The sequence below is a fragment of the Flavobacterium sp. genome, assembly GCF_004295795.1.
GTDB lineage: Bacteria > Bacteroidota > Bacteroidia > Flavobacteriales > Flavobacteriaceae > Flavobacterium.
Map to the genome: position 1 here is coordinate 420,049 of NZ_SEBR01000004.1, position 12,935 is coordinate 432,983.

The 12,935-nt window shown below is 48.2% G+C and carries 14 protein-coding genes; 5 read left to right on the plus strand and 9 right to left on the minus strand.

Annotated elements, in window-relative coordinates:
* Positions 1-5 precede the first annotated feature (5 nt).
* On the plus strand, positions 6-587 hold the full coding sequence (locus EOO49_RS05250) for a Crp/Fnr family transcriptional regulator (RefSeq protein WP_290843433.1): 582 nt from the start codon (positions 6-8) through the stop codon (positions 585-587).
* A 6-nt stretch (positions 588-593) separates the two neighbouring features.
* On the opposite strand, the gene EOO49_RS05255 is transcribed toward EOO49_RS05250, so the two are convergent.
* On the minus strand, positions 594-1,487 hold the full coding sequence (locus EOO49_RS05255; RefSeq protein WP_290843435.1) for a winged helix-turn-helix domain-containing protein: 894 nt from the start codon (positions 1,485-1,487) through the stop codon (positions 594-596).
* Between the two features lie 139 nt (positions 1,488-1,626).
* Between EOO49_RS05255 and EOO49_RS05260 the strand changes: the two genes are divergently transcribed.
* Positions 1,627-2,286 carry a YceI family protein gene (locus EOO49_RS05260; RefSeq protein ID WP_290843437.1) on the plus strand — a complete coding sequence of 220 codons (660 nt, stop codon included), beginning with the start codon at positions 1,627-1,629 and terminating at the stop codon, positions 2,284-2,286.
* Here the strand turns inward: EOO49_RS05260 and EOO49_RS05265 are convergent, their stop codons facing one another.
* The 4 genes from EOO49_RS05265 to EOO49_RS05280 form a co-directional block, all read right to left on the minus strand.
* Positions 2,287-3,213 (minus strand): hypothetical protein, encoded by a 927-nt coding sequence (locus EOO49_RS05265; RefSeq protein WP_290843439.1) that lies wholly within the window; start codon positions 3,211-3,213, stop codon positions 2,287-2,289.
* A 584-nt stretch (positions 3,214-3,797) separates the two neighbouring features.
* On the minus strand, positions 3,798-4,340 hold the full coding sequence (locus tag EOO49_RS05270; protein WP_290843441.1) for a YceI family protein: 543 nt from the start codon (positions 4,338-4,340) through the stop codon (positions 3,798-3,800).
* Between the two features lie 54 nt (positions 4,341-4,394).
* Complete coding sequence (locus EOO49_RS05275; RefSeq protein WP_290843444.1) at positions 4,395-4,676, minus strand: GNAT family N-acetyltransferase; 282 nt, start codon at positions 4,674-4,676, stop codon at positions 4,395-4,397.
* Between the two features lie 82 nt (positions 4,677-4,758).
* The gene (locus tag EOO49_RS05280) at positions 4,759-5,400 is read right to left on the minus strand and encodes a (4Fe-4S)-binding protein (protein WP_290843446.1); all 642 of its coding nucleotides are present in this window, start codon (positions 5,398-5,400) and stop codon (positions 4,759-4,761) included.
* A gap of 314 nt (positions 5,401-5,714) precedes the next feature.
* Here EOO49_RS05280 and EOO49_RS05285 point away from each other — a divergent pair, with 314 nt between their 5' ends.
* From EOO49_RS05285 to EOO49_RS05295, 3 genes are all read left to right on the plus strand, one after another.
* A complete protein-coding gene (locus EOO49_RS05285; RefSeq protein WP_290843448.1) occupies positions 5,715-6,125 on the plus strand; it encodes a response regulator in 411 nt (136 codons plus the stop codon).
* A gap of 69 nt (positions 6,126-6,194) precedes the next feature.
* The gene (locus EOO49_RS05290; protein ID WP_290843450.1) at positions 6,195-7,892 is read left to right on the plus strand and encodes an FAD/NAD(P)-binding protein; all 1,698 of its coding nucleotides are present in this window, start codon (positions 6,195-6,197) and stop codon (positions 7,890-7,892) included.
* Between the two features lie 12 nt (positions 7,893-7,904).
* A complete protein-coding gene (locus EOO49_RS05295; RefSeq protein WP_290843452.1) occupies positions 7,905-8,384 on the plus strand; it encodes a DUF4385 domain-containing protein in 480 nt (159 codons plus the stop codon).
* 10 nt (positions 8,385-8,394) lie between these two features.
* Here EOO49_RS05295 and EOO49_RS05300 read toward each other — a convergent pair whose 3' ends face one another.
* The 4 genes from EOO49_RS05300 to EOO49_RS05315 form a co-directional block, all read right to left on the minus strand.
* Positions 8,395-8,655: a hypothetical protein gene (locus EOO49_RS05300; protein ID WP_290843454.1), complete on the minus strand. Its 261-nt coding sequence runs from the start codon at positions 8,653-8,655 to the stop codon at positions 8,395-8,397.
* A gap of 168 nt (positions 8,656-8,823) precedes the next feature.
* Positions 8,824-11,064 (minus strand): xanthine dehydrogenase family protein molybdopterin-binding subunit, encoded by a 2,241-nt coding sequence (locus EOO49_RS05305; protein ID WP_290843456.1) that lies wholly within the window; start codon positions 11,062-11,064, stop codon positions 8,824-8,826.
* Between the two features lie 11 nt (positions 11,065-11,075).
* A complete protein-coding gene (locus tag EOO49_RS05310; RefSeq protein ID WP_290843458.1) occupies positions 11,076-12,095 on the minus strand; it encodes a xanthine dehydrogenase family protein subunit M in 1,020 nt (339 codons plus the stop codon).
* The gene (locus tag EOO49_RS05315) at positions 12,082-12,573 is read right to left on the minus strand and encodes a (2Fe-2S)-binding protein (RefSeq protein WP_290843460.1); all 492 of its coding nucleotides are present in this window, start codon (positions 12,571-12,573) and stop codon (positions 12,082-12,084) included. The genes EOO49_RS05310 and EOO49_RS05315 overlap by 14 nt, the downstream gene beginning before the upstream one ends.
* Positions 12,574-12,935 lie beyond the last annotated feature (362 nt).

Sequence of the window (12,935 nt, forward strand, 5' to 3'; positions counted from 1 at the left end):
TCACAATGCACGATACACTAATTTCATTCATTCAAGGCCATGCCACGACACCTTTGACCGAGCAGGAAATCGCGGTTGTCAAAGAACTTTTTGTGCCTAGAAAATACCGGAAAGGGCAGTTTTTTCTTCAGGAAGGAGAAATCTGCAAAAATTACGGCTTCATCGTCAATGGCGCCATGCGTCAATATGCGGTCGATGAAAAAGGAACCGAAAATATCCTGGGTTTGCAGATAGAGAATTGGTGGTGCGGCGATCGCGACAGTTACTTCAAGGAACAGCCTTCAATCTACAACATCGATGCTTGGGAAAATTCCGAATTGCTGCTCATCAGCAAGGAAAATATCGATCGCATGGTCGCAATTCCGGCCTTTATCGAGATGCGCATCAAACTCGACGACAACCATTCGATTGCGAACCAAAAGCGCCTGCTTTGCCATATTGGCGCGAGTGCCGAAAAGCGATACGAGAATTTTTTGCAGCATTATCCGCAGTTTCTGGAACGATTTCCTTTGCGAATGATCGCGTCTTTTTTGGGCATCACGAAGGAAACCTTGAGTCGCATACGCCGACATGCGGGAAATTCGTAATGCTTTCTATCGGGCGATTTCCAGTCTGTAACCTTTCGCGCGAACCACAACGATTTTCACTTTGGGATCGAGTTCTAGTTTTTTGCGGAGCTTCGATATGAACACGTCGAGGCTGCGGCTCACTATCACGCCTTTTTCATCTTCCCAGATTTCGGTTTGCAGTCGGCTTCTTTCTATGATCTCGTTTGGCGAGTTGGCGAAAATGCGCAATATTCGGGTTTCCGTGCTTGTAAGGTCTATCGCTTCCGAATTCGTAATGAGTTTGCGTGCCGTCGGGTCGAACGACATCGATCCGAGCGTCATTACATCTGGATTCGTGGATTCCGACGCGATTTTCTGCGGTTTGGAAGCCCTGAAAAACACAAACCCGATCAATGCCAAAAGCGGCAGGCTTCCCAAGAGATACCCGTTTTTCACAGAATTTGTCTCTGTCGGCATAAATGTGATTTCTATTACGTAACAGGCTTTGGGCTGCTTTCTTCCCGAACAGGCGACGATGTCGTTTTTTGTGTTTTTGGATAAGGCGTATCCGAAAGTGATTTCAGGTTTGCCGCAATTGCGCACGTTGACGACGTAATCGCTTGAAATTGGGTCTTTCGCCAACAAACGCTTGGTCGTATTGACCAAAAAATCAGATTCGAAGTTCAGCTCTTTCCCGAAGCTTATCCGATAGCGATTGGCCGCGATTTTTTCTATCGGAAGCACTCGCGATGTCTTGTCTCCGGAATGCAACAGTACTTCGTGTCCGATCTTGCGAAGCAAAACTTCTCTTCTGGCCAGTGCAAAATCGTCATTGTCGGTGCTGCCGAAAGCCGCGCAAAGTGCCAAAATGCAAAAAAGCACTACGGCTCCAAACAAGTACTTTCCTTTGTCAGTCAAGAGGTTTCGGCTAGTCAGCATGAAGAGGGATTTATATTTACAAAGTTTACATTTTTATTTACAATCCGAATCGGGCACATCACAAAAATATCGAAGTACTTCGCCGAAACAAATCCGAAAGGCTTTGCAAGATCATATCAATCCACTTAAATTTTTCAACATGAACAAAATGCACTCGATCACTTTTGTGATTCTCACCGCCGCAATTTTCTGCTTCGGATGCCGCCAAAACACGAAAGTCGCAAATGACGCCGAAACGTCAGCCAATGCCATTTCCTTACAAGGCGAAAAGGAAAACTATGTCGCGATCGACACCAGGAAAAGCGTCGTGACATGGAAAGGAAAAAATCTGATAGGATCGAACGCCCACATGGGTTACGTCCATATTTCAAAAGGTGAATTGCTGATCGAAAACGGCCAACTCATGGGCGGATCGGCCGAAATCGACATGAATACGATAGAAGACGACAAACACTCGCGCAAAAACGGGCTGGTCGATCACCTAAAAGATCCCGATTTTTTCGATGTAGCGAAGTATCCGACAGCCGCAATCGTGCTCCACAAAGCGGAAGCCGACGGAGAAAACGCGAAAGTTTCCGGAAGTCTTACCATCAAAAGCATTACGCAACCTGTAAGTTTTCCTGCGAAACTGGAAGTCAGCGACGGCATTTTCCGGATGAAAGGCAATTTGGTGATCGACCGCACAAAATGGAACGTGCGTTACAAATCCGGGAAATTCTATGATCTTTTGGCCGATCAGACGATATCCGATTCGATCGCCTTCCACGTTGATATCGCGTCGGAACGCGCCAATAAGTGATTACTTGTTTTCCAACACGTGGATCACCTTGTTTTTGGTGTCCCAAATCGCAATGTATTGCATAAAAAACGAATGGTCGAAATCGATGACGTTCTTCTCGGTGATCTGCAAAGGTTTGTGCGACGGATTCGAAAATTCCCTGTCCATTCCGAAAAGATTTACCGTGAGGCGTTCGTCGATCTTGATATTGCGCCACTTGTAAAGCGTGTCCGAATCTTCGACAAAGGCTTCGAAATCGCCTTTCAATTTCTCGAAATTCGCGTCTTCTATCGTGAAGCTGCCTTTTCCGCCACCCGTGTCAAACGTGACGAGAAAATCGATGCCTTGGTGTTGTACTTTCAGCATCGGATGATTGTCCAATCTTCTTGTAAAATAAGGCAATGACGTGATGTAACGCTTGTCTTTTTTGAGGGCTGTCCAATTTTCGACGCCGTCTTTTTGCTTGTAGCAAGTGAGTTCTTTTCTCAGATAATCGATTTTGAAATCGTAGCCGTCAAAAAACCCGAATCCGATCTGACCGATAACGTCAGCAGTGATCGCTTCAAGGAAATCGTAGTTGTTTCCCCTGACTTTTTTAACCGATCTGTACACGTTTTTTCCAACCTTGAGCTGCTCGACAAGCGGATAGTTCAGGACTTCGAAGGTTTGTCCGCTGGCGACGAATCCGGTGCCTGCTTTCTCGGACGCGACGCCCGTGACTTTCTTGGAGTGTAACGAAAAGGCCTGGTCGTTTCCTGTGTCGAACATCCATTTTCCTTTCACGCCGTTGATTTCGCCGTCGATGAATGGCCAGTCATGTACAATGGTCAGAGGGATTTTCACGACATCGCCTTCGAGGTAAGTTGCCGTTTTGATTGGTTTCGTTTCCTGGGCAAAGCTGACCGAAAACGCGAAAATCGCGACAAACAGATAGTGGAAAGGTTGCATGATTTTTTTAGGATTAAACGGTTGATTTTTGTTGATGTTGTGCTGGCATTGGAAATTCCTACGTTTGAATTGGGAAGTGCTACCATTCGTGCATTCGTGGCTCAAATTTTAAACCATTAAGAACATTAAGTTCATTAAGACGCGGTGCTTTGCTAACCGAAAGTTTTCGTGGAAAAAAAATTTAGCGGCGACCCGAGCAATGTGAACCGGCGCCAGCAATGTGCGAATTTACTTTCACGCCTGTAACGTAAATTCGCTCATTCGCGGTTAAAGCAAAATTTGGCTTTAAGCTTGCAAACTCATTAATCATTACAGATGCGGCAGTGTTTTGGTTCGATCCGTGGAATCCAAAAGCGGAGCGGAAATCTGTATGATTTGTGTATCAAGTCCGAAAAAGACCTGCAAATCATTCGTGCATTCGTGGCTCAAATTTAAAACCATTAAGGGCATTAAGTTCATTAAGACGCTGTGCTTTTGCTGACCAAAAGTTCTCGTGGTAAATTTTAAACCATTGAGAAGTTAAGGTGCGCGTCGAGGTTTTTTGAATATTCGCCGTTACTTCCAAAATCAGGTCTCCACGACGTTCAAGATTGCCTCACAAGCTGCAATTCGGCGGTAAGCCAAACGTCTTCACCAACCAGAACGCCTCCTGAATCAAGCGTTGCATTCCAGCTCAAACCCCAATCTGTGCGGTTGATTTTTCCGTTTACGTGGAAGACCGCTTTTTCATTTCCCCAAGGATCTTTGACGATACCTCCGAATTCGATCTGGAATTTCACCTGGCGTTTTATCCCTTTGATTGTCAGATCGCCGTAAATATCATAGCTGCCGTCCTTGTCGACTTCCTCGTATGTATTGCCGGAAAAGTTGATTTCCCTGAAGTTGTCAGCGTCGAAAAAGTCGCTTCCCCTAAGATGTTCGTCCCGTTGCGCGTTTCCCGAGTCGAGCGAGGCCGGATTCACCCAAAAATCGATCTCGGCCGTCATGAAATCTTCGCCAGTCGTGACGATACTCGCGTCAAATTCGCGAAAAAAGCCCCGCACGTTTGCCACTACGAGGTGTTTTACCTTGAAACCCACTTCGCTGTGAGCGGGATCGATTCCCCATTTGATTTTGTTCGTTTCCATTTGTTTCGGTTTGTGAAGTTGCTTTTGGATGTGAGATCGGGTTTTGCGTTTTGATCACCAACGCACATCGCCAATTTCTGCATTTTTATCGAAAACCGCGTGCGCAAACGGGCAAAGCGGCATGATCTTGAAACCGTTTTCACGTGCGAAAGCGACAGCCTTGTAAACCATTTCTTTCCCTACGCCTTCTCCTTTGTGATCGGGTTCGACTTCGGTGTGGTCGATGATGAATTTGTCTTTCCCTGCCCAGGTATAAGTCATCAGCCCGGCTTGGACATTGTTTACGAACGCTGCGAATTCGCCTCTTTTGTCTGTATTGTTTTGCTTGATTTCCATTGGATTCGATCGTTTTTTATGTGTTTTTTTTTGTTCCGATGTTATTTTGATGGAACGCGGATCTTGACAGATTTTCACGGATTCATTTCGGATCGACCAAGGTAAGCGCGCCAGTCGGACATCTATGGACCTGTTCGGCCAAAGCATCCGCGGAAGCGCCGTCCACGTTGATCCAAGGACTTGCCTTCAACTTGAAAACGCCCGGTAACTGGCTCACGCAGCGACCTGAATGCTGACAAAGACTTGGTTTCCACTCGACGGCAATCGAGTCGTTGGCATACGTTTTTCCGCTGAGTTCTCGCTCGTCGTGGAAAACGAAAGTGCGCACTTCGGCTTCACCTTTGATGATTTTCGAAACCGGACATTTCTCGGCGACTTTCAAAAGGCGATCCCTTTGCTCGCGGTTGAGATCGGCGTCGGGAAACGTGATGTCGCAATCAATCGTGGTTTTCATTTCGTCTTCTTTTCGCACCTGGAACAGATTGGCCGCCGCACTTATCGTGGGAACGTTCCAACCTTCTTTTTCGATGAACATCCGGAGCGTGACGATCTTGCACGAAGCCAGTGCCGACAACAGAAGCGTGTAAGGATCGGGGCCGGTATCGCCTCCTCCGTATTTTACGGGTTCGTCCGCGATGAACGAACCGTTTCGCCACTCGACGTGACATCTGTATTTCTCGTCAGTGATCGTGCTTACAACAGGTTTTTCGAGATTATAGCGCATGGGGCGTAACAGTTTTGAATTTGGTTGTGGATGAAATGCAAGCAAACCGGATCTCGTCAGCAAGCCTTGCAACTCCTACAAAGTTGCCGATTACCACACACGTAGCACGATGACAAATGATAAAAAATTGCGTTGATATTTATCAACGTTTTCTACTGTCGCGAATCGTCAGCATTGGCCTACTTTGGTCTTGCCGCACAGTATCGCATCAGTCAGAAGTAATGGCGACAGAAGCAAATGATGTATCAAAAAAATTTTATCCGTAAGATTTGGCGGCGCGCTTTTGTTGAATTTTACTGAAAAAAGGTTTGACAATGGAGCCACTAAAAATCCTGATCGCCGAAGATGACAAGGACGATCTAGAGTTTCTCAAATTTTTGTTCGAACGCCATCCTTCGTTTGAGGTTTTACGCACGATTTCGGACGGAGAAGAAATCTGCAAGGAAATCCTCGAACGCGGCACCAGGCCGAGAATTTTGTTGACGGATAATTACATGCCCAAATTGACTGGCACAAAAGCAGTGCAATTGCTCTCGGTTGCCGGCGTGCTGCAAAAGACGGCCGTTATCGTGCTTTCCGGAGGCGAAAGCGATTCGGAACAAAGCGAAATCGAATCGTTGCCCGGCATCCACTTTCTCAAGAAACCGTCGAACCTGACCGAAATCAACGATCTGCCCGAAAAAATCCTCGACTTGCTCTCTTACGGGAACGTGAACCGGATTTAGCTATCGGCTTCCAATTCCAAGTTCCGAATCCATCGGAAAAAACGCAATGCGACAACAGCAAACCAAACGATGAACCAAAACAAGACACTTGCCATAATCGGAGGCGGCCCGGCAGCGTTGTTCGTGCTCAAAAATTTCAGGGACGACCTTCCCTATTCCTCGATAGCGGTCTTCGAGAAGAGTGCGCGATTGGGCGCGGGCATGCCATACAGCGAGGTCGGTGCAAAACGCGAACACGTCACGAATGTTTCCGATAACGAAATTCCGGATTTGCCGCAAGACCTCACCGATTTCGTGATCAAAAATCCCGAGGTCGCGCAAAAATACGGCATCGAGGTCGAGACTTTCCACGAATACAAGGTCGTTCCCAGGTTGCTTTTTGGTGATTATCTCGAATGTCAGTTCCGAATCCTCATCGACAAATTGAGAAGCGACGGAATCACGGTCGACATTTTTCTCGAACATGAAGTAACCGATGCCGCGCAATCGGCAGACGGCAAAATAACGATCACTTGTCACGACAAACCCGAAATGCAATGCGACGCGGTGATAATCTGCACCGGACACGTGTGGCCAAAATGGAACGAGCAAAAGGTCAAGGGCTATTTCGATTCTCCATATCCGCCGTCGAAAATCGCCTCGAAAGTGAATCACGCCGTGGGCATAAAAGGCGCTTCGTTGACAGCGATCGACGCGGTAAAAACTTTGGCTTGGCAACACGGAACTTTTGAGGAACAAAACGACAAATTGCATTACAGGGTTTCGCCCGATTGCCGCGACTTCCGCATCGTGATGCATTCCCGCAGCGGATTGTTGCCCGCCGTTAGAATCCATCTGGCCGACACGCATCTTTCTGTAGACCAAGTTCTGACCAAGGAACAAATCGAGTCCGAACGCGCCAGGAACGACGGTTTCCTGCCACTCGATTTCGTGTACGAGGAAATTTTCCTGAAAACGCTTCGCAACAAACATCCGGAATATTACGAATCGATAAAAGCACTGTCGCTCGAGGAATACACCGAAAAAGTGCTGGAATTCCGCGAAGACGCCGATCCTTTCGAATTGTTCAGGGCCGAATTCCTAGAGGCCGAAAATTCCATAGAAAAAGAAAAACCGATCCACTGGAAAGAAGCGCTCGCAACCTTGAGTTACGCCATGAATTATCCCGCGAAATACTTTTCGGCCGAAGACATGGTGCGCCTCAAAAAATCGTTGATGCCGCTCATTTCGCTTATCATCGCCTTCGTGCCTCAAGGTTCGGGCCGCGAACTCATGGCTTTGCACGAAGCCGGCATTCTGAAATTGGTCGCCGTTGGGCAAGACAGCGAGATCGTTCCGGGCGAAGAAGGCGCGTCTGTCACTTTTTCGCGAAATGGAAACTACTTTCGTGAGGAATACAAAGTTTTCATCGACTGCACCGGACAGGATTATCTGCCGTTTTCCGAGTTTCCGTTCAAAGGATTGCTTTCCTCGAGCAAGGTGGTTCCCGCAAAACTTCGCTACAGGGATTTCTCCAGGGGAAAATCCGATATGGAAAACATGCCCGAAAAAGTCACGCGTAACGGCGATGCTTTCTACCTGACCGTTCCCGGACTCAAGATCAACGACAATTTCCAGGTTTGCGACGAGCTCGGAAACGCCAACGAAGTGATTTTCGTGATGGCCGTGCCACACATTGGCGGACTCAATCCGGATTATTCGGGTCTGGACTTTTGTGAAACGGCCTCGCGCAAGGTTATCGAGGCATTGGGATTGGTCAAAGCATGAAAGTGAAAGCCGATGGAAACGCCAAGCTATCTCGATTTCGACAACAAAAACTACGACTGGAAACCAACGGTCGACTACCGCGAAAATCCCGAACGCTATAAGGTCGGCAAAGGCGAACAGGGCGTTCTGATCTGTGAGCCTTACAAAGGTGAAATCGGGAAATTCTGGAGATTCAAGACGCGTGAGATCGCCACGGAAAGCAGCGAAAAAATCCTGGAATTGTTTTTGGATTATCTCAAAAAAGACGACTTCGTGGGCGCGGACATGGCACGAAAATACTTGCAGATGGGCTTCACGCGCGCCAGAAGATACGCCAACTACAAAGGCGGAAAAAAGTTCGACAAAGACGACGGATACCGCCAACTGGTAAAAGGTACGGGTGAATCCGAAAAAGCCGAAGCCGCGAAAGTTTTCTATGATGCCTGGAAAAAAGCCGAGTCGAATCCTGACTATGCAAAGCGCAAACTGCAATGGAAAAAGACCATCGGCTGAAAAATCGGTATCAAAGAACGCCGCCTGACGTAAATTTATCGAGTGCCTTTTTCAGGACCGAATCCCGAATCTGTTCCTCTTCCCGACTCATCTCGTTCGGAAGCTCGTAAGCCACGAGTTGCTGCAATTCTTTCCGGAACGCTTCCAGGTGTTCCGAGACATACTCTTTTGTGTAATTGGCCGAAAATTCAAGTTCGGGATTTCCGCCGTTTCGCATCGCCAGCAAGTGTTTGCCAAGCGCCTTTTCAACTAATTGCTCGAATTGTTCCATAAAGACAATTTTTCAATTTAACCGCAGTTGGTTTGTGTTTGTGTTCGTTATTGTAACTTTAAATATAACCGATATTTAAAATTCCGAAACTACACTTTATGAAAAATTTTAACAATATTAGAAGCTATTCCGCATTCTAAAAAACAATTTCGTCGCTTTCTGACGGATTCATTCGAACAAAGCGTCGAAGTGGATAGGCAAATCATACAAGCGTTTTCCCGTTGCATTGAAAATGGCGTTCGCGATGGCGGCCGGAACCGCGACAATCCCGATCTCGCCCACGCCTTTCACGCCCAATTCGTTGATGATTCCGTCTTTCTCGTCCACAAAAATCACGTCTATCTCCGGAATATCGGCGTGCACAGGAATGTGATATTCGCCAAGGTTGGCATTCATGTATTTCCCGAGGTTTTCGTCCAGGATCGTTTCTTCGTACAAAGCCTTGCTCATGCCCCAAATTATCGAGCCTTTGATCTGGCTGCCCGCTGTTTTAGGGTTGATGATCTTTCCGGCGGCGATCGCGGTCGTGACTTTTTTGACGGTTATCGTCTTGAGTTGCCTGTCGATTTCCACCTCTACAAAAGCGGCACTGTGCGTAGCCATGCTGTATTTGCGAAGCTTGAGGAGTTTAGGCCCGGCCAGTTTGGTTGTTTTGATTTCGCGGTTTTCGTTGATTCGGATGACTTCTGACAGCGAAATTGAAATCTTCGGATCGCTTTTGAGCAAAATTCGCCCGTCCTGAAAAAGTACCGATTCCTCGTTTGCCTTTTCGAAACCTTTGATTCCAGCCTTGGAGACGATCTTCACTATTTTTTTCCTAAGATCTTTTGTCGCCACGACAATTCCCGCGCTCACTGATGCAGTCATCGCCGATCCGCCCTGAAACATCGAAAACGGCATTTTGCTGTCGCCGTAAGAAACATTCACATCAGACATTTTCAAACCCATTTGATCCGCGGCCATTTGCGTCATGATCGTAAGCGTGCCAGTTCCGATATCGGTCGTGGCGTTGTCGATCGCGAGTTTCGCATCTTTGGTAAGCGTCGCCCGAATTCGCGTCGGGAATTGGTAGGCGTCCCAAATTCCCGTTGCCATTCCGTAGCCGATGAGTCGGTTTCCGTCTACGGTTTTTCCGGGCTGCGGATTGCGTTTTTCCCATCCGAATTTCTTGGCCGCCTCGAGGTAACATTCGCGCAAAGCCTTACTCGTGAAAGGTTTTTGAGATGAAGGATCGATTTCGGAATAATTCTTTAGCCGAAATTCTAAAGGATCGATCTTCAATTGGAAAGCGAGTTCGTCCATCATGCATTCGATGGCGGGCATTCCCGTAACGCCACCCGGAGCGCGCATATCGATCGGACTGGCCAGATCAAGCGGCGCCAACTGGTATTCGAACAGCGTATTTTCACACGGATAAAGCTTGTGGCTCCAAGGCACGACAATCTCGGCATAATCCTCATAAGTCGAGGTTTCCCCAATGGCTTTGTGGTGCATCGCGGTAAGTTTCCCGTTTTCATCGGTCGCGAACTTCAATTCCTGGACCGTTTGCGGACGGTGCCCAAAAGCGAACATCTGTTTCCGATCCAAAGTCAGACGCACGTTTCGCTTGAGTTCGAGAGCGGCCATCACACAAAGAAAAAGTTGGTACTGCGGACGCAATCCGGAACCGAAACCGCCGCCCACGAAAGGAGCGACGACACGCACGTCCTTGAAACGCAACCCAAAAACGTTGGCCACATAAACCTGATTGTTTACCGTGCCTTGCGTCTTGTCATAGATCGTGATTTTTCCTTTGCCTTCGTAAACGACGGTCGATGCGAAAAGCTCGATCGGATTGTGGTGTTCGGTGCCGTGGCGGTAGATCGAATTTTGTGTGAATGCCGAATTTTCGTAAGCGGTTTCAAAATCTCCGGTAGGTTTTGGCGGAGGCGGTTTCAAGGCCGTGGCCAATCCTTTCTGCGGATCGCGCGCTTTGTCGAGATTGCTTTCGAGTTTGGTGGCGTGCGGTTCCTGTTCATATTCGACCTTGACGAGCGAGGCGGCATAACGCGCTGTCTCGAAATCGTCGGCCACGACCAACGCGATCGGCTGTCCGTTGTATTTTATCCTATCGTCAGACAACGGCTTGAAAACCTTGCCCGGAGGCGCGTCCATGTCGGCATACTGAAAATCGAACCAAGCCAGTGACGGCCTGTTTTCATGCGTAAAAATCCTGATCACGCCTGGTATTTTTTCGGCTTCGGATGTATCGATCGACGCGATTCTTCCCTTGGTGATTTTTGCGTTCACGACGTAGCTGTGCAACAAGTCCTGAACGTCATATTCGGCTGCGTATTTCGCTTTTCCGGTTACTTTCAACGGACCTTCGATTCTGTTGATGGCTTGGCCGGTATAAGGTGCTTTCGACATTTCCTGTGGTTTTAAAGTGAAGGTTGCGCGCCGATGCGCTGTGTTTCCGGATGCAACGCCATTTGCGCATTTCTCACGATCGCCTTTTTGGCCAGATCGACCTTGAACGCATTGTGCTCGAATGTTCTTGCGCCTTCCAGAATCATGTCGGCGGCTTGTTCGAGAAGGACGTCGGAATAGATTTTGTCCTTGAGGAAAGCTTCGGCCGTCGGAACGCGCCAAGGTTTGTGGGCGACACCGCCGAGTGCGATCCTGGCCTGTCGTATCGTATTGCCGTCCATCTCAAAAGCCGTGGCGACCGACACTAGCGCAAATGCATAGGAATGTCTGTCGCGCAATTTGAGGTACGAAGAATGTTTCGGGAAACCCGATGCGGGCAAATCGATCGAGGTTATCAGTTCGCCGGCTTCGAGCGTGTTGTCGATTTGGGGCGAATCTCCGGCAAGCCGATGGAATTCCGAGAACGGGATTTGCCTTTCGCCATTTCTTCCGTAAACATTCACGGTTGCCTCGAGTGCCGCCAATGCCACGCACATATCCGAAGGAAAAACCGCAATGCAGTCCTCGCTCGCGCCAAGAATCGCATGGATTCTGTTGTAACCCGATTTCGCCGGACAGCCCGAACCCGGATTTCGCTTGTTGCAAGGCACATCCGGATCGTAAAAATAGTAACAGCGCGTGCGTTGCAACAGATTGCCTCCATTGGTTGCCATGTTCCGGATTTGTGCCGAAGCGCCCGCCAGGATCGCCTTGGAAAGCAAAGGATAGCGCTGCTCGACCAATTGATGGTAAGCGGTTTCGGCATTTGTCACCAATGCGCCCAATCGCAATCCGCCGTCTGGAAGTTCCGTTATGGTCTTGGATTCGGGCAAATCGTTTATGTCAACAAGCGTTTTTGGATGGGCGATGTCGTATTTCCAAAGGTCTAGCAGGTTTGTTCCGCCCGCGACGAACATCGCTTCCGGAATATCGGCAACGACCGAAACGGCTTCCGGCTGGCTCGCGACTTTTATGTACTTAAATGGATTCATGGGACTGGTTTTTCTTTACGGACATTATGGCATCGATGATTCCTTCGTTTGCGCCGCATCTGCAAAGGTTGCCGCTCATGAGTTCCGTGACTTCTTCTCGTGAATTCGCCTTGTTTTCGATAAGCATTCCCATCGCGCTGCAAATTTGTCCGGGCGTGCAATAGCCGCATTGGAAAGCATCGTGATCGATGAAGGCTTGCTGCAAAGGATGCAGTCTGTTTTCAGATTCTGCAATGCCTTCGATCGTCGTGATGACAGTATTTTCTTTCATTACCGCCAAGGTGAGGCAACTCAGCACGCGTTTGTCGTCGCACAAAACCGTGCACGCCCCGCATTGTCCGTGATCGCAGCCTTTTTTTGTTCCGGTGAGCTGCAGGCGTTCGCGCAAGGCATCCAATAATGTAACCCACGGCCTGACCGAAAGCGAATGGTTTCTTCCGTTTACGTGGAGATTGATCTGCGTTGTAGTTTGATCCATTTTGTCCGATTTAGTGACTCAGAAACCAATACTCAAATTGGCCTTCTACGTAAGTTCCTGCTTTTAATCGAAGCTTCGTGGTAAGGGAATGTTAATGGTTTGGGGCGTCGCGCTATTTAGAGTCGTTACAGAAAAGAAGTTTCCAAACCGTTCGAAATCGAGACCTTTTTATCGGATGGAAATAATTTGGAACGCCGATTTTAACAGATTCTCACGGATTTCGCGGATTTTATTCGTTGTCCGATGCGAAAGACCACGGGCGTTATTTCGGAAAATCTTCGAGGATCGCCAACAGACACCATCCGATAAGCAAAACGATCGCAAAACCAAAGTAGACGGCGAAAGTATCGGGACGGTTGTGG

Bases quoted from the DNA above. Each gene is read 5' to 3' on its own strand.
- EOO49_RS05300 (WP_290843454.1), bottom strand. From the start codon at position 8,655: ATGGAACAATTCGAGCAATTAGTTGAAAAGGCGCTTGGCAAACACTTG.
- EOO49_RS05310 (WP_290843458.1), bottom strand. From the start codon at position 12,095: ATGAATCCATTTAAGTACATAAAAGTCGCGAGCCAGCCGGAAGCCGTT.
- EOO49_RS05275 (WP_290843444.1), bottom strand. From the start codon at position 4,676: ATGGAAATCAAGCAAAACAATACAGACAAAAGAGGCGAATTCGCAGCG.
- EOO49_RS05250 (WP_290843433.1), top strand. From the start codon at position 6: ATGCACGATACACTAATTTCATTCATTCAAGGCCATGCCACGACACCT.
- EOO49_RS05315 (WP_290843460.1), bottom strand. From the start codon at position 12,573: ATGGATCAAACTACAACGCAGATCAATCTCCACGTAAACGGAAGAAAC.
- EOO49_RS05280 (WP_290843446.1), bottom strand. From the start codon at position 5,400: ATGCGCTATAATCTCGAAAAACCTGTTGTAAGCACGATCACTGACGAG.
- EOO49_RS05290 (WP_290843450.1), top strand. From the start codon at position 6,195: ATGAACCAAAACAAGACACTTGCCATAATCGGAGGCGGCCCGGCAGCG.
- EOO49_RS05270 (WP_290843441.1), bottom strand. From the start codon at position 4,340: ATGGAAACGAACAAAATCAAATGGGGAATCGATCCCGCTCACAGCGAA.
- EOO49_RS05285 (WP_290843448.1), top strand. From the start codon at position 5,715: ATGGAGCCACTAAAAATCCTGATCGCCGAAGATGACAAGGACGATCTA.
- EOO49_RS05255 (WP_290843435.1), bottom strand. From the start codon at position 1,487: ATGCTGACTAGCCGAAACCTCTTGACTGACAAAGGAAAGTACTTGTTT.
- EOO49_RS05265 (WP_290843439.1), bottom strand. From the start codon at position 3,213: ATGCAACCTTTCCACTATCTGTTTGTCGCGATTTTCGCGTTTTCGGTC.
- EOO49_RS05295 (WP_290843452.1), top strand. From the start codon at position 7,905: ATGGAAACGCCAAGCTATCTCGATTTCGACAACAAAAACTACGACTGG.
- EOO49_RS05305 (WP_290843456.1), bottom strand. From the start codon at position 11,064: ATGTCGAAAGCACCTTATACCGGCCAAGCCATCAACAGAATCGAAGGT.
- EOO49_RS05260 (WP_290843437.1), top strand. From the start codon at position 1,627: ATGAACAAAATGCACTCGATCACTTTTGTGATTCTCACCGCCGCAATT.